Consider the following 14,799-nt stretch of genomic DNA (forward strand, 5'->3'; position numbering starts at 1 on the left):
CCTTATTCCTCGCCGTATGGCTTCTATTTATCAGCAACAATTAGGTAGCGAGTTTACCAAGCTACATCCGCGTATGCAGGAACGGCTGGCGTTTGCCAGCACCGACCACCGCGCGTTTATTGGGGAGGGCACGATGGAGCGCGTTTGGCACGGCCCGGTGTACACCCAGCCTTTTCTGCGCATTGGGCTGTTGCGGCATATCATGTTTCCGGATGCGGGCGTGAATGTGCCTTTTCGTATTGAAAACTACGCCTACCGCGACTCATTCGGCCGCGAAACCGTGTCCTGGATTAGGCGCTTTGCTTTTCCAAAGCACACCCGCTGCTTCGACGCAACTATGGTTCGCAGCACGGGGCGCAACTGCATTGTCGACTATCTGGGCACCCACCAGCACTTGGCCGTGGACATTGACTTATCGGTATCGGAGCGGGGCGGGCTGCGGCTGCGCTCCGGCGAGCAGCGCTTTTATGAAGGCCCGTTCAGGTTTCGCTTTCCCATGTTATTCTCCGGGCTGGCCGATGTAGAGGAATGGTATGATGATGCCGCCGCGTGCTACCGCATTAAGGTGGAGGTGCGCAACCCCACATTTGGAAAGCTATTTGGCTACCACGGCTCTTTTCAGCCCCGCTGGCAAGAATTGCCCCCCGAACAGATTCCGGCATACGCCTTGCCCCGGCGGGAGGAAAAACGGGAATGAAGTGACCGTTTCAGCAACATATCCAGTGGAGTCTGCTGCTTACTATCACTTCTAATTTAACTATCAATTAACATGAGCAAAATAGCCGCTCACCTCCAACTCACCGACTCGCAGCGCCGCATTGAGCTGGCCCGGCCCTGGGTACTCGTCGGGTTGTATGTAGTTGCCGCTTTGGCTGGCTGGTGGTGGGTGGCGGTGCCGCTGGCCGTAGCAGTGTGCCTGGCGGCTTTCGTGCAGATGCATGATGCCATGCACAATGCCTTGGGGTTGTCCAAAGCGGCGAATGAGCGGATCTTGGTGCTTAGTGCCTTGCTTATTCTGAAAAGCGGCCACGCGATGCAGGTGACGCACTTACGACACCACGGACGCTGCCTGAGCGAGGATGACCCTGAAGGCGCGCCCGCCAACTGGCGATTTTCGCGGGTGCTGTGGCAGGGCCCCTACCATATTCTGACATTGCGCCGCGAGTCGTGGAAAATTGCCCCCCACACCCGCCGCAAGCAGCTACTCGAGACGGGCTATACGGTGGCTTTATTGGTAGCATTTGTAGGGCTCTATGGTTTTACAGGCTCATTCGTTGGGCTGGTGTACTGGGGCGTGGCCTTCTTTATGAGCGCCACTATGCCGATCTGGGCCTCGTATATTCCGCATCATTTGGCTGCTCAGAACCCGGCGGCGCGGGCCGCAGCCGCTTTAGCGCAGATATGGACGCCGGTGGTCGCTTCGTTCGCGTTTCACCATGTGCACCACCATTATCCGCGCGTACCGACGGCGCTGTTGCCCCGGGCGGCTGCGGAGTTACCCGCGCCACCGGAGCACGACCATCATCACTAATTGCTACTCGGCGGGCTTGGCTTATGCTTCGTCCTGTGGACGCTTGGTGGCTTGCAATACGCGCTCTACTTGCGCCATGTGTCGCTCTATGTGCGCCACCAGAAAAGCAAACTCATCGGTGAGGCGCAATTGGAGCAGCGGAATCAGCGGGTTGGGAATGCGCACACGGTTGGCGTTTATAGTGCGCGCCTGATCAATAAGATTTAATAGCTCGTCGAGCTGGCGGCCAAATACTTCCACTACCGTACGGGGCAGGCGGCTGCCGCTGGGTGCGTAGCGCTGGGGCGTTTTGAGGGCTTTTTGGCTAACTGGCGTACGCATGGCTTGCACAAGCCGCCGGCCCACAAAACCTGACTTTACGGTGTCGGCTGGCTTAGTTCCACGCTCGCTCGCAGCCTTAACCTTGCGAACTACTGCCGGCAGATGATGGCCGCCCACGATGGTAAGATGCTCCAGACACTGCCCTACGCTCCAGGTATCCGGCGAAGGGCGCCGATTGAGCTGATCTTCGCTCAGATGCCGTAGCCGCTGCGTCACCACCTCCCGGGCCGAGCGTACGGCGGCGGCGAGCTGATCAAAAAACTCAGGAGTACGAACGACGGCGGAAGGCATAGGTGGAGGTGTGAGCAGCAGAACGAAAAACGAATATGTAATGATACGGGCTACAGCGGTTTTCGCCAATTTTTAGACCGTGCTGCACAGTCTCATTTACTATACAATTCAACTGTTTTAGCTTAGCTGATCGGAAATTAATTGGGCTACAGCTGCTTTGAGGCTTGATTTATGCAAATGCAAAAAGTAATTACGTGCGTAGCTAGCATCAATTTTTAGTTATATTCTACCTTCTTCGTGCTTAAGCATCAGCGTCCCCGCAAAGCCCCGCATCTAGCCCTGCGCGACGCGGTACGGCGGTATTTTGGATTCTCGCGCCGCGAGACGTCCGGGTTTGTAGTGCTATTGCTACTGCTCGTGTTTTGGCTGGTATTACCGCCGCTGCTTCAGCCGGCCCTTCCCCATTACGACCCCACCACCGATCAGCAGCAGCTTGATGCGCTAGCCGCAGACCTGGCCGCTGCCCGTCAGCCGCGCACCTACGCCAGCCGCTACCCGCGCCGAAAAGCCCCCCAGCCGCCCGTAGCGCAGGTAGCCCTCTCCCCATTCGACCCCAACGCCTTATCGGCAACGGATTGGGAGGCGCGCGGAGTGCCGCGCTACGTAGCCCAGCGCATGGTGAAGTATCGCGATGTTATTCAGGGCTTCAAAGCTAAAGCGCAGATCCGGCGTACGTATGGCCTCCCCGATTCGGTGTACGCTCGCTTTGCGCCTTTCATGCAGCTGCCAGATGAGCTGCCCGCCCGCGCCACTTATGCCGGTACTAAAAGCCGCTACCCAGAGCGCACTTCCGCGTTTCCAGCCAGCAAATTTCCGCGCAAGCCCACCCACCTCGCGCCCTTCGATCTGAACGCGGCCGATACCACCCAGCTCATGCAGATTCGGGGTATCGGGCGGGGACTGTCGAGCCGGGTGGTGGCTTATCGGGCGCGGCTGGGGGGCTTTTCGCGGGAAGAACAGTTGGGTGAAATCTATAATTTGCCCCCCGACCTCGTGGACAGCCTGCGCAAGTACACGTTCGTCGCGGCCAGCTTTGCTCCTATGCCCATTGATGTAAACAATGCCACGCTGGCCGAGCTAAAAGACCATCCGTACGTGGGTTTGCGCCTGGGCCGGGTGCTGGTAGCCTACCGGCAGCAGCACGGCCCCTATCAGCAAGCCACCGATCTGCGCAAAATCCGCATCCTCGACGACGCGACGTTTGAAAAGCTTCAGCCTTACCTGCGGTTCTAGCTTTTACAGGTCGTGCTTCGCCGCGCCGGGCCATCAGAAAGTGGCTGGGGGGCTTTGTACATTAACTATTTCTGTAAGAGTTGAAGGTCCCTGCCGCTCGGAGCGTATAGGCTAGGTCAAGTTTGCGACCTTTTGCGCCCTGGTTCGCCCATTCGGGTTTGCCTTTCGTATGGATGGCCAACGCCGGATAGTAATAGTTCGGCCGCACCACGCTCAGCACTTTGCTAACTCCCTATCTCATGGCCTTATTGCTACGCGACAAGCTTTTCCCCCTTCTTATTTTTTTTCACACGGTGCTTTGCGGCTGCGCCAACGACAAAGGGCGCGGCGACTTCGACCGGGTGAGCCAGACGTACCAGGTGAAGCAGGTGGGCCGCTTGCAAAAAGACAAAGTAGTGGAAAGCTCCGGCCTGGAAATCGCCAACGACGAAGGCGACCTCTGGACCCACGGCGACGGCGGCAACACCGCCAAACTCTACAAAGTGACCATGCAGGGCGACCGGTTGCAGGAGGTGGATCTGACGCCGCTCACCAACATCGATTGGGAGGATTTGACGCGGGATGAAGAAGGCAACCTCTACATCGGCGACTTTGGCAACAACCAGAATAAGCGCCGCAACCTGGCCATTTATCGTCTGGGCGGCCCTGAGCTGCGGGAGGTTGATACGATTCGGTTTGAGTATCCCGACCAGCGCCAGTTTCCACCCAAAAAAGTTGCCCGCAACTTCGACTGTGAAGCTGTTTTCTTTTATCAGGACAGCCTGCACTTATTCACCAAAAACCGCGGTGAGGGCAACTGGGTCAAGTATTATGTCCTGCCGGCGCGCCCCGGCACCTACACCGCCCGCCTGGCAGACAGCATGCAAACCAATACCTGGATTACCGCCGCCGACATCAGCCCCGACGGTCGCACCGTGGCCTTGCTGGGTTACGGCTACGCTTACCTGATTGAGCGGAAAGCAGGCGCCAGGCTTTTTGACGGGGACAAAAGCTGCTTGCCGCTTCCGCAAACCGGGCAGGCCGAAGCCATTGTTTTTATCAATGACCACGACTTTCTAATCAGCAATGAGAAGGGAAAACTCTTCCGGGCTGCCTTTCAGAAGAAATAATAACCGCTGAGCGCCGGAATCAGTACGCTTAAGTTATTCATGTATTCCTATCTGCTCTTTCATCTTCACTCCTCAACACCTACCAAATGTCGCATACAATTCTGGTTACTGGCGCAACGGGCACCGTGGGCTCGGAGCTGGTTTTGGCCCTGGCCAATCGTGGCGTGACGGTGCGCGCCGGTGTGCACTCTATTATTAAGGGCGACCGATTTAGCCATATTACCTCCGGCGTGCAGCTGGTCGAGATGGATTTTCATAAGCCTGAATCGCTGCACGTTGCGCTAACTGGCGTGGGTCGGGTATTTATGATTACGCCCGTCACCGAGGATCAGGTGGCTATCAGCAAGCAATTCATTGATATTGCCAAGCAGGCAGGCGTACGCCAGATTGTGCGGTTGTCGGTAATTGGGGCCGAGGCCGAGCCGGGCACCCAATTTGGGCGCTGGCATCGCGAAGTAGAAAAGTACCTGGAGCAAAGTGGTCTGGCCTACTGCATCTTACGCCCGGGTGGCTTTATGCAGAACTTCGTGGAGCAATACGGCCCTTCCATTCGGCGCGAGGGCAAGTTCTATTTGCCGCTGGGAGAAGCAAAAGTCGCTTATATCGATGTGCGCGACATTGCCGCCGTAGCTGCCACCATCCTGACGGCTGACATCAAGCAGCATCAGGGCAAAGCTTATACCCTGACCGGACCGGCGGCTGTCAGCGGGCAGGAAATAGCGCAGGCTATCAGTAAGGCTTGTGGCCGGGCAGTGGAGTATGTGGATGTGCCCGAAGCCGCCGCCCGACAGGCAATGGCTCAGCAGCTACCCGCCTGGTTGACAGATGCGTTGCTGGAGCTGCACGCCATCAGCCGGGCCGGCTATGCCGCCGATACCACGTCCACCATGCAAGAGCTCACGGGCCACGCACCCCACACAATAGAGCAGTTTGCCCACGACAACCAACACTGTTTTCATCCGGCGTCTTAAACGCCATTTACTGTCAACCCTTAAACAGTCGCAAAAAAGCCCCCCAGAATTGTCTGGGGGGCTTTTTTGTTGACAGAACTATTAAGCAATGCCAGAGGGCTTTACTGTCGGTCTGTGTCGTTGTCGCGGCCGGCATTGCGACGGGGCGTAGTTCCGTAGTCGCTGGTTTCATTGGCGCGCGGCGGCACTGGAGCTTCGTTATCCTCGGCACGAATAGTTTCTTCTGCCGATGCGCCGCCGGTGTTCTTGTTAGCGTTGACGTCATTATAAGATCCCCCACGCGACCCAATACCTTCCGCCGCATCTCCGCTCTCACTACGCTCCCCATCCGACTCTACGTACCCTGTGCGGGAAGCAGAGCCCCCGCTGGTCGTGGACGAATCAGGCTCACCTGTCGGGCCGGGCTCATCGCGGCCACCTAGTTCGGTAGTGCGCGGCTCGGTAGCTACTGGCTGGTAAGCTAAGCCATCACTATCGTGGCCTTCCTGCGAAGGCAGGTAATCTTCGGTTTGATTTCGTTGGTTGGGGGGCAAATTGGCACCGGCTGTTGACTTACCTCCTAATGAGGTGCGCCCATAATCCTCGCTATACCCAGTTCCACTTCGGGGCGAGTCATTATCGTTCTCGTAATGACTATCCACCGTCGTGCCACTCAGGGGCGTGCCAGGTTCAGTGCCAAAAGTGCTGCCCTCCGGACGATCCGGCTGGGGGGCGCTTGAATACTGCCCGGCCGTTGGGGCCGTATTATTTTCTGGCTTTCCACCTTCGTAGCCTCCTCTGGTGGCTTGCTGAACACCTAATTTTCCTCCGTACACTTCGTCGGCGCGGTACTGGTCGCCGTAGCCGCCTTGCGTTGAGCCAGCATCCTGGGGGCCAAATTCGCCACGGCCCGGACCGCTCAATTGATTCTCCAGTCTATCCTCATCGTGAAAAATGGGCTGGGTGCTATTGCCAAAATTACCGCCATACGGTACCTCAATGGTCGGGTCGTTGGCGAGGTCAATGTATGGGTTGGGTAATGCTATGGCAGGCTGATCATTTATATCCTCCGGGTTAGCTGCCGCAGCAGGGGCCGTTTTGGGGAGCGGTGCCCCGGCCGACGAATGCCCCGTCATACCCGGCGTTTCGGGCTGCGTGCGGCTATTCGCCAGCGGATTACCTGCTTCAGGATCAAGTTTAGCGTTTTGTTCGGGCTGTTCGTTTTCCATAATTCTCTGGTAGCAAGAGGCGTTGAGTTGTTGAGGTCAGCGCCCCGCTTTCTTGGCAGTTTAGTTGGACCGGTTTCCCGAAAGCCGTTCTCTATCGGGGTTTTGCCCCATTACTAAGGGGTTGGCTTCTTTGTTTTCTTCCTTCCCTTCTTCGCCCGTTACGGCGCCTTTCCCTACACTCATTTCCGAGGCAGCCAACGATTCGCTCGATGCAGCGGCGTGCGAATCAGTATAAAGGCCTTCAGGAGTCGTATTCTCGTTCTGATTTCTAGGTTCGTTTTTCATGGGGCAGACTATTTAAGATGAAAAAACAAGGGCGATGCTACTAATAACTATACGCGCCCGCTAGCACAGAGTTGATTCGAGCGAACAGGCAGTAAAACCCGCTACCGCTACCATATGGCGTGATAAAAGCAGTCATCGCTCCCCTGTATTAGTAGCCCTATACTCCCCAAACAGGCTTTTAAAGCTCCGCTTTCCCGGCTATTTCTCAACTCAACTAGTGACAGTGATCAGAAAATAGCTTTAATTTTGGTAACTATTTAACCTACAACCCTAGTTAGTATCAGTCAATGAAAACGGGCAAAGTAAAATTTTTTAATGAGTCGAAAGGCTTCGGCTTTATTGTTCAGGACGAGGACAATCAGGAAATATTCGTGCACCAGACGGGCCTGATTCACGAAATTCGCGAAAATGATCGGGTATCATTTGATATAATTGAAGGTAAGAAAGGCTTGAACGCGGTGAAGGTTGAGCGCATCTAGTGTCACCTCAGTTGCTTTCAACCACATAGTTCTTTCTTATTGAGGCCGAAGCAATTATTTTTTTCTCGCTTTTCATCGTTTAAAAACGCCCTGCAAATAGGTTAGCTCCTGTTTTGAAACGCTTTTTAAGCTCCCTAATGATGATATGAGGGAGCTTAACTTCTACAAACCGGAATTAACGCTATCTTTACCCCATTCTTCACCACATTTTTTTATTATGAGCACCGGTATCGTAAAATTTTTCAATGAAACCAAAGGATTTGGCTTCATCACCCCCGACGGCGGCGGCGAAGATATCTTCGTTCACGCTACCGGCCTTATGCAGCCCGTCCGCGATACTGACCGCGTAGAGTTTGAGGTTCAGCAAGGCAAAAAAGGCCTGAATGCCGTAAACGTGCGCATCGTACAATAGTCCTTTCGGACAGCTAACGCTGCACTCTGAATCCCGTCTTAGCTCTTGCTGAGACGGGATTTTTTTGTGGCTTGCTTCTACTAGTTGAATCCTTGCTAATCATAACTATTGTGTCATAGCTTTCTGAATTGCTAATAAAAAAGCCCCCCAGAATATTCTGGGGGGCTTTTTTATTAGCAATTGTAGGCTTACTTATTTTCCGCCTTGGCTACACGCACTCCTACAGCCATGATGCCGGGCAGCTGGTCTTGGCGCATGTACTGCTCGAGCACGATTTTATACGTGCCGGGTTGCCGAAACTGCTGGTTGCGCAGCGCCACAAACTGATGATCATAAATATCACCGGTTCCTTTGCCGCGAGGTTCGCCCGTTTGGGGGTCCATAAGAATCATCTGGTGTAGCAGCGCTGATATCGGTTTGCCATCGGGCCCGAATAGCTGGTGCTTCACATACAGATTATAATAGCCGTACATGGAAGCGTTGCGGACATTAAAGCTAATGTTGTAACGCTGGGTAGTGTCTTGAATTTCAAACTCGAACGCAGGCTTTTCCTGTACAGTCCAGGTATAGCTGTCGAAGTCGGCATTCTTCTCAAATACTTGATTCTGGTCGCAGGCAGCCAGCAGTAATAAAGAGAGCACCGGCCACAGTCGGAGTAACAAACACATACTTAAGAAGCTGAGGGCGTAGCAGATGTACCGGTATTGCCTTCGCCACCGCCTGGGCGTGGCGGACGCGGGCCGCGTCGTGGGGGGCGATTTTCGCGGCCGGTACGGTTGGTACTAGCCTCCCGATTAGCCTGAGCGTCGCGATTGGGAGCATCACCGGCAGGGCGTCCGTTTCCTTCGCGTGGGGGGCGATTTTCGCCACGCGGGGGGCGCGGCGCGGCAACGCTGCCTTCGGGCCGGGGAGTAGCCTCTGGGCGCTTGTTGTCGGCGCGTGGTTCGCTTGAGCGGCCGCCTTCGGAACGAGAGCGATTATTGCGCCGATTGAGAGGCCGGGCGGCGGCTCCTCTAGGCCGACGAGCCTCGTCGGAGGGAGCAGCTGCGGGCACTTCAATGCCGCTGGAAGCGTCAGGATCCGATTTGGAAACGGCGGTGCGGGCGGGCGCAGCAACAGGGGCACTTGCTTCCGCACCTTCTTTCTTTTTCCGACGCTTGGGGCGCTTACCGCCTTTTATCTTGTCGTCGAGGCGGTCGAGGTTACCTTCCACGTGGGCCGAAACCTCAGGCGCGCGCTCCTCCTCCCGAACGGGTGGCAGTAAGTTTTCGGGCTTTTCGCCGCGCTTATTCATATCCTGAATTTCGCGCACGCGCTCTGCGTCTAGCATCACCCAGTTATTGTCCCCGCGCAGAGCAAACCACATTCTTTTTTTGAATATGTCCGTCTTTTGCAAAAACGCCTCCCCTTTTTCCGTCAGCAAGGGGCGCTGCACCTGCGGAATATCTTTGAGAGCGTCGAGGTAGGTATCGAGTTCGTAGTTCAGGCAGCACTTGAGGCGTCCGCATTGGCCCGAAAGCTTGGCGGGGTTTAAGCTCAGGTTCTGGTAGCGGGCCGCCGTCGTACTCACACTCTTAAAATCGGTGAGCCAGGTAGAGCAGCACAGCTCGCGGCCGCAGGAGCCAATGCCCCCCAGACGGCCAGCCTCGTGGCGCAGCGAAATCTGGCGCATATCAACGCGCACACGAAACTCGTCAGCTAGGCGACGAATCAGGTCGCGGAAATCGACGCGGTCTTCGGCGGAGTAGAAGAAAGTCGCGCGGGTGCGGTCGGCCTGGTACTCCACATCCGACAGCTTCATTTTGAGGCGCAGCTCTTCCACTACCGAGCGCGCTCGGAACATGGTGCCCGTTTCGAGGTCGCGCACGGCTTGCCAGCGCTCCTCGTCCTGCTCGGTAGCTACCCGCAGAATGTTGCGCATGTCTTTGGCTTCTGCCTCAGCCTTTTTCTTGCGCATTTGCAGGCGCACCAACTCGCCTTTCAGCGACACATGGCCCAGATGCCAGCCGTTGCCGGCAGCTTCTACTACAACGGCGTCGCCGGTTACCAAAGGCAAGCGGGTTTTATTGCGGTAGAATTCTTTGCGGCCGCCTTTAAAGCGGATTTCCACAATGTCGAACTCTTTAAAGTCGCTGGGCAGGGCTACGTCCTGAAGCCAGTCGAATACGTTGAGGCGGGTACAGCCAGAGCTACAGCTGCCTTTTGAGCCGCAGCCCTTAGCAGTTGTAGAACAGCCCCCACCGGAGGAACATGAAGTGCAAGCCACGGCTTGAAGTATATATAGTGAGGCGGCAATAAAATCCGCACGAAAACCATTATGAACAAAGATAGTCATTTAGAAGGCGTGCTTCCGGACCTATGAGCAGGCTCAATCCAGAAGAAAATAACCTATCTGCTATCAATGCCCCTAACAACTAGAGTTCCATATCATTCCTATCAATCAGAAGAAATGTCCACTTTGCTCCAGACGGCAGCCAATAAATGATAGGCTAAGACAGGTAAAAGTCGTCGGACTACTGCTCAGCTTATACCTCTAAAAATCAAAGTTTACTATTTACTCTGCTAAACCCTGATTGAAGACAAGGGCTTTTATACTTTTAACACTTTTTTTATAAAATAATCTTACAGATTATCAGACACATATGATATTACAGTGATTATTTTCAAATTTTCTTTATTAAAAGCATCACCTTATTTATATATATTCGTACAAACACCCAGAATTAGATTATTCTGATTCTCCCCGCCCCCTCTACCCCACACCTTTCCGGCAACAGTACCATCGCACGAAACTCCTCGTCCGATACACGGTGTACTATGGGCCCACTTTTACTTATCACTCCTGCTCAACGCTTTGCCTCAGTTCGGCCGAGCCGCCCGCACATTGTATGTTCATCTTGCTTGCCACTTAGGCTACAAGTGAACCTCGCCCTTTGGCGCGAAGGCCAACTTCGCCCCCCAGTGCCTCCCATTCCCGCTTTTCCTGCTTGTATGACGCTAATAGCAGTTGCTTAAGCACTGTTTGGTCATACTGCTTTCCTGGCTATAGCCTTCACTAGGCTACCTGGCTATCTATTTTCTGGCTTTAAAACGTGTTTTTTCGCTTGCGGAAAGCAGCCGGGAGTTTCTGTGCAAAGTCACAATCTGTCTTTTTTGAATTTTTAGAACATTTCCCGCATACCGCCTCCGTTCATTTTCCCACCCATTTTCACCCAAAATCAAATCAGTTCTGTATGAAAATCCAAAATTACCTCTCTTCGCTTACCCTGCTTGCCTGCTCGGTACTCGCCCTTTCTTCTTGCCAAAAAGAAGATGGTAACCAAGTAGTTGCTAAAGATGAAATTTCAGCAGAAGTTAAATCCAAAATCCAGGATCTGGGCCTCAGCACCCAGAATGCCAAGCGCGTAGAAGACGGCTACCTGGTAGAGGGCGATATTCTGCTCTCAGAAGCTGATCTGAACAGCAAGCCCGATTACAAAATGCTGCGTGTGGGCGAAGAAGAGCAGTATCGCACCAGCAACCTGGTGAGCGTTGGCTCGGGCCGCACGATTGGCATCGCCGTTTCTACCAGCTTGCCTTCCACGTATGTAGCAGCCGTCGATGAAGCCATTCGTCGTTATAATGCAGAGGGCTTGCTGATTCGCTTCCAGCGCGTATCGTCTAACTATGGCATCCTGATGACTGCTGCGCCTAGCGGCTCTACTTACCTGGCTTCCGCTGGCTTCCCATCGGGTGGCAACGCTTACAACCGCGTACAGGTAAACGTGGGCGCTATTGGCTCTAGCCCTAATACAAACTACCTGGCTACTATTCTGGCCCACGAAGTTGGTCACTGCATCGGTTTCCGCCACACCGACTACATGGATCGGAGCTATAGCTGCGGTGGTCAGTACACCAACGAAGGAGCCAGCACGGTAGGCGCTATTCTTATTCCCGGCACTCCAAGCGGCGCTGACCCAAACTCGTGGATGCTGGCTTGCATTGGCACCGGTGCTAACCGCTACTTCAACACCAACGACCGTACGGCGCTTCGCTACCTGTACTAGCCGGTCCCACCCCCTGGCTTAGCATCGATGCCCGTACGCATCAATCAGTAAACGTATCTTGAACGGATGCCAACAAAAAGCCCCGACTCCAGTGGAGTCGGGGCTTTTTGCCTTCATGGTCATTGCCGTTACCGGGCTTTTAGAGCACCAGGATGCGCTGCGTAATCTGAGGACCGCTTTCGGGTGTTACCCGCACGAGGTAGGTACCGCTGCGCAGACCGCTGGTATCAAGTGGGTTGATGGTGCCGGTAGCGGTGGCTTCGCGCACCAAGCGCCCCAGCAGGTCATAGAGCTGAATTTGAATTGAGCCAGTAGTACCCGTAATGAGTTGGAGCGGTTCGCCCGCCTGCACCGGATTGGGGTAAGCCAGCAGTTGCCCGGTACGTGCATACTGTACAGCTTCGATTGAGCTATAGAAAATTTGCCCCCCAGCCGTGTTCAGCCGGATGCGGTAGTGGTTTAGGCCGGAATATGGCGTCGGATCGGTAAGGGCAAACTGTAAGTCCTGCACAGGCGCGAGGGTCTGTATAGTTTCGTAGCTGCCATCGGGGGCTTGGCGCTCCAGCTCCAGGCTCGTTAAGCCATAAGCGGTACCAATTTCAAGGTCCAGCAACACGGTATCCGTAACGGCCTGGCGCGGAATGAAAGAGCGCACATAGCAGCCCGTACCCTGCTGGCTGTATTCTATACTAGGGCTCCGCTCCCCCATTTTGCCCCCCAGCACTGGCGCCACGGCGAAATACCGCAACGGCAGCTCGGCTGCCGACAGAACCGCTACCGTATCCCGGATCCGGCGCAGGGGCTCCAGTCTGGTGGCACTTAGTCCGTAAAGCTGGTATTCGGTAGCGCCGGGCACAGCCGGCCAATGCAGCAGCGCTTCATCCGGACACGCATACCCTACCTGCAAGCTCAAAGGCGAATGAATGGCAAACGTTTCGGAAAGGTAAGTTCTGGTTGGTGTTACCATTCGCAGCTGAGCGGCCGTGGCGATGTTGGGTACAGTCCAGGTACTAAATCCGCTTTTCAGTTCGAAGCCCGGATGAATCACCTGCCAACTGGAACTGCCTTCTGGCTGGTATTCGAGGCGGGCTGTGGTGGCGGCGCCCGCCCAATGCCAGCGCAATTCCTGAGCGGCGCTTGGAGTAAATATTGAGCCTACAAGCGGATTAAGCCAAGCGAAACCGGTTTCACCAAACTCATACGCAATGCTGAAGGCCTGCGGTCCCTGGGGGACCGAATAGCCCCGTACGTGCAGTTCATACACGCCCACAGCTGGTGCCGCTACCGTAATTTGTTCTACGTTGTTGAGGCGGTCAGCGCGGCGGCGGGCGGGCAGAGCCAATGAATCCTGACGAGGATAATGGCTCAATACCCACGGTTTCCACCGCTGCTTGGTAGCGGGCCGAAGCAGCTCTAAATCGAGGTCATTGATGAGAGCCTGCGTTGCGTTGGGGGCAGCGGCGGGATCGTGCCAGGCCAGCGTAATTTTCAGTTCAGGGCTGCCAGCCGGCACCATGACCGTGAATACGCGCTCCGTGTTCTGCGTGGCTGAGCTTGTGTAAAAGCGCCGTTCGCGGATTGTTTGTACTGCTCCCAGCGCGTCGGCCTGCCCATACCCGCTTTCAAAATCTATGGCCGGACGACCCGTGTCGTTGGCGCTATTAAGCAGCACCGCCTTTACGAGCGACGCGGGGGGCAAAATGCCCCCCAGCTGCTCTTTGCCGGCTTGCTGCACCAGCAAACTTATGCCCGAAACTAAAGCGGCCGCATCGGAAGAGCCATCGGCGCCGTAGGCTACCAACTCTGGCTTCACGCGCCCATCGTATGCCGGGCCACGCGAGCTAAGCGGCACCACGTTTCCGCGACCATCAGTGGCCCCCACGCTCAGGGTGTTCTTCGACATCTTGAACTGCCCGGTTAGGTTGGCTACTCCCGCTAAGCCGGCATAGCGCCCGCTGGGGCTGGTTTTGTCGCCATCATTGCCGGAGGAAAAGATGTGTACCAACTGCGAAAACTGCGTGGCATGCGCATCGTAAGCACGCGTTTCCAGACCATAGTAGTTCTCGATAGCGACGCCGTACGAATGGTTTTGAACCGATACCCCCGTTTGGGTTAATCGTGCCCCATCATCCGGCATCAGCTCACTAAAGTCGGCGGTGATTAGCCGGGCCTGCCAAGCGGCCCCTTTCCCGGATGGAGCTGAGTTGCCACCGCCCGCAATAAGCGTAGCCATAGCTGTAGCGTGCGCCGATGTTGCCTGCGCGCTTGCTTCTGCTGCCACAACTCTACCCCGAAAATCAATGTCAGCCGGATCAAAGGGCCTTTCCTTCACCGATACCAACATGCCCAGCCCGGTCAGGCCAGGAAAGCGAGCATGCAGCGGGGCGATGGTATTGGTGGTTAAGTCGGAGTTGTCCAGGGGGCGTTCTTCGCGGGCTTGGCGGCTGGGCACATCCACGAAAGTCACCCAGGGGCAAGCAAGTAACCTGGTTAAGTAGGTGGCATTTACGCCACTCAGCGTATAAGCGCCGCCAGACGCAGCATGCAGACTCACACGTACAGACGGCATTTCCTGGTGCATCCAGGCGCGAAACTCAGCGGCCGACTGCACGCTTACGCGGTAAGATTTAGTAGCCGACCGCGCCGCAGCATCCCTGAGCGGCGGTGCTAACTTTGACTGCTGAGCAGACCTAGTCTCTAAGCGGTCCTGCGCCCAGCTTATGCCAGGCAGATACAATAGCCACAACAGCCACAGCCCACTTTTTCTTGCCAATCTGTTCGTGCTAGATTCGTAGTTTTTACCCATGCACTGAACGTATAGATTGGCTGCGGGCCCAGCCCGATTTAAGGTTAATGTCCTTGACCAAATATAAGTAGAATCCTGCCGACACTGTAGCGTTCTACTTGCCTGCT

The 14,799-nt window shown here is 55.3% G+C and carries 14 protein-coding genes; 8 read left to right on the plus strand and 6 right to left on the minus strand.

All coding sequences use genetic code 11. The annotated features are described in order from the left end of the window. Positions 1 to 16: 16 nt before the first annotated feature. Entirely contained in the window at positions 17 to 697 is a 681-nt protein-coding gene (locus tag IEW06_RS01550; protein WP_188547281.1) for a DUF4166 domain-containing protein, read from the plus strand. A 72-nt stretch (positions 698 to 769) separates the two neighbouring features. After that, the gene (locus IEW06_RS01555; protein WP_187731076.1) at positions 770 to 1,531 is read left to right on the plus strand and encodes a fatty acid desaturase family protein; all 762 of its coding nucleotides are present in this window, start codon (positions 770 to 772) and stop codon (positions 1,529 to 1,531) included. Positions 1,532 to 1,552: 21 nt separating this feature from the next. On the opposite strand, the gene IEW06_RS01560 is transcribed toward IEW06_RS01555, so the two are convergent. After that, positions 1,553 to 2,143, minus strand: a complete 591-nt coding sequence (locus IEW06_RS01560; protein WP_187731075.1) for a DinB family protein — start codon at positions 2,141 to 2,143, stop codon at positions 1,553 to 1,555. A gap of 237 nt (positions 2,144 to 2,380) precedes the next feature. Here IEW06_RS01560 and IEW06_RS01565 point away from each other — a divergent pair, with 237 nt between their 5' ends. The 3 genes from IEW06_RS01565 to IEW06_RS01575 all read left to right on the plus strand — a co-directional run bounded on the left by IEW06_RS01565 (position 2,381) and on the right by IEW06_RS01575 (position 5,456). Further along, entirely contained in the window at positions 2,381 to 3,376 is a 996-nt protein-coding gene (locus tag IEW06_RS01565; RefSeq protein WP_187731074.1) for a ComEA family DNA-binding protein, read from the plus strand. Positions 3,377 to 3,615: 239 nt separating this feature from the next. Further along, positions 3,616 to 4,485 (plus strand): hypothetical protein, encoded by an 870-nt coding sequence (locus IEW06_RS01570; protein WP_187731073.1) that lies wholly within the window; start codon positions 3,616 to 3,618, stop codon positions 4,483 to 4,485. A gap of 86 nt (positions 4,486 to 4,571) precedes the next feature. Next, entirely contained in the window at positions 4,572 to 5,456 is an 885-nt protein-coding gene (locus tag IEW06_RS01575; RefSeq protein WP_187731072.1) for an SDR family oxidoreductase, read from the plus strand. Between the two features lie 101 nt (positions 5,457 to 5,557). On the opposite strand, the gene IEW06_RS01580 is transcribed toward IEW06_RS01575, so the two are convergent. Continuing rightward, the gene (locus tag IEW06_RS01580) at positions 5,558 to 6,664 is read right to left on the minus strand and encodes a hypothetical protein (protein ID WP_187731071.1); all 1,107 of its coding nucleotides are present in this window, start codon (positions 6,662 to 6,664) and stop codon (positions 5,558 to 5,560) included. Between the two features lie 60 nt (positions 6,665 to 6,724). Then, on the minus strand, positions 6,725 to 6,949 hold the full coding sequence (locus IEW06_RS01585; protein ID WP_187731070.1) for a hypothetical protein: 225 nt from the start codon (positions 6,947 to 6,949) through the stop codon (positions 6,725 to 6,727). Positions 6,950 to 7,236: 287 nt separating this feature from the next. On the opposite strand from IEW06_RS01585, the gene IEW06_RS01590 reads away from it, so the two are divergent. Further along, a complete protein-coding gene (locus tag IEW06_RS01590; RefSeq protein ID WP_133271788.1) occupies positions 7,237 to 7,428 on the plus strand; it encodes a cold-shock protein in 192 nt (63 codons plus the stop codon). 217 nt (positions 7,429 to 7,645) lie between these two features. After that, positions 7,646 to 7,840, plus strand: a complete 195-nt coding sequence (locus tag IEW06_RS01595; RefSeq protein ID WP_084446316.1) for a cold-shock protein — start codon at positions 7,646 to 7,648, stop codon at positions 7,838 to 7,840. Between the two features lie 188 nt (positions 7,841 to 8,028). Here IEW06_RS01595 and IEW06_RS01600 read toward each other — a convergent pair whose 3' ends face one another. After that, entirely contained in the window at positions 8,029 to 8,508 is a 480-nt protein-coding gene (locus tag IEW06_RS01600) for a gliding motility lipoprotein GldH (protein WP_187731069.1), read from the minus strand. A gap of 2 nt (positions 8,509 to 8,510) precedes the next feature. After that, positions 8,511 to 10,106 carry a PSP1 domain-containing protein gene (locus tag IEW06_RS01605; RefSeq protein WP_223284370.1) on the minus strand — a complete coding sequence of 532 codons (1,596 nt, stop codon included), beginning with the start codon at positions 10,104 to 10,106 and terminating at the stop codon, positions 8,511 to 8,513. A gap of 967 nt (positions 10,107 to 11,073) precedes the next feature. On the opposite strand from IEW06_RS01605, the gene IEW06_RS01610 reads away from it, so the two are divergent. After that, complete coding sequence (locus tag IEW06_RS01610; RefSeq protein ID WP_187731067.1) at positions 11,074 to 11,886, plus strand: M57 family metalloprotease; 813 nt, start codon at positions 11,074 to 11,076, stop codon at positions 11,884 to 11,886. Between the two features lie 139 nt (positions 11,887 to 12,025). Here IEW06_RS01610 and IEW06_RS01615 read toward each other — a convergent pair whose 3' ends face one another. Further along, positions 12,026 to 14,497 (minus strand): S8 family serine peptidase, encoded by a 2,472-nt coding sequence (locus IEW06_RS01615; RefSeq protein WP_188547283.1) that lies wholly within the window; start codon positions 14,495 to 14,497, stop codon positions 12,026 to 12,028. Between the last annotated feature and the right edge of the window lie 302 nt (positions 14,498 to 14,799).

The sequence above is a fragment of the Hymenobacter qilianensis genome, assembly GCF_014638675.1.
Classification (GTDB): Bacteria; Bacteroidota; Bacteroidia; order Cytophagales; family Hymenobacteraceae; genus Hymenobacter; species Hymenobacter qilianensis.

Excerpts from the sequence above, each read along its gene's own strand:
- IEW06_RS01550 (WP_188547281.1), top strand. The coding sequence starts at position 17 with ATGGCTTCTATTTATCAGCAACAATTAGGTAGCGAGTTTACCAAGCTA.
- IEW06_RS01555 (WP_187731076.1), top strand. The coding sequence starts at position 770 with ATGAGCAAAATAGCCGCTCACCTCCAACTCACCGACTCGCAGCGCCGC.
- IEW06_RS01560 (WP_187731075.1), bottom strand. The coding sequence starts at position 2,143 with ATGCCTTCCGCCGTCGTTCGTACTCCTGAGTTTTTTGATCAGCTCGCC.
- IEW06_RS01570 (WP_187731073.1), top strand. The coding sequence starts at position 3,616 with ATGGCCTTATTGCTACGCGACAAGCTTTTCCCCCTTCTTATTTTTTTT.
- IEW06_RS01575 (WP_187731072.1), top strand. The coding sequence starts at position 4,572 with ATGTCGCATACAATTCTGGTTACTGGCGCAACGGGCACCGTGGGCTCG.
- IEW06_RS01580 (WP_187731071.1), bottom strand. The coding sequence starts at position 6,664 with ATGGAAAACGAACAGCCCGAACAAAACGCTAAACTTGATCCTGAAGCA.
- IEW06_RS01585 (WP_187731070.1), bottom strand. The coding sequence starts at position 6,949 with ATGAAAAACGAACCTAGAAATCAGAACGAGAATACGACTCCTGAAGGC.
- IEW06_RS01590 (WP_133271788.1), top strand. The coding sequence starts at position 7,237 with ATGAAAACGGGCAAAGTAAAATTTTTTAATGAGTCGAAAGGCTTCGGC.
- IEW06_RS01595 (WP_084446316.1), top strand. The coding sequence starts at position 7,646 with ATGAGCACCGGTATCGTAAAATTTTTCAATGAAACCAAAGGATTTGGC.
- IEW06_RS01600 (WP_187731069.1), bottom strand. The coding sequence starts at position 8,508 with ATGTGTTTGTTACTCCGACTGTGGCCGGTGCTCTCTTTATTACTGCTG.
- IEW06_RS01610 (WP_187731067.1), top strand. The coding sequence starts at position 11,074 with ATGAAAATCCAAAATTACCTCTCTTCGCTTACCCTGCTTGCCTGCTCG.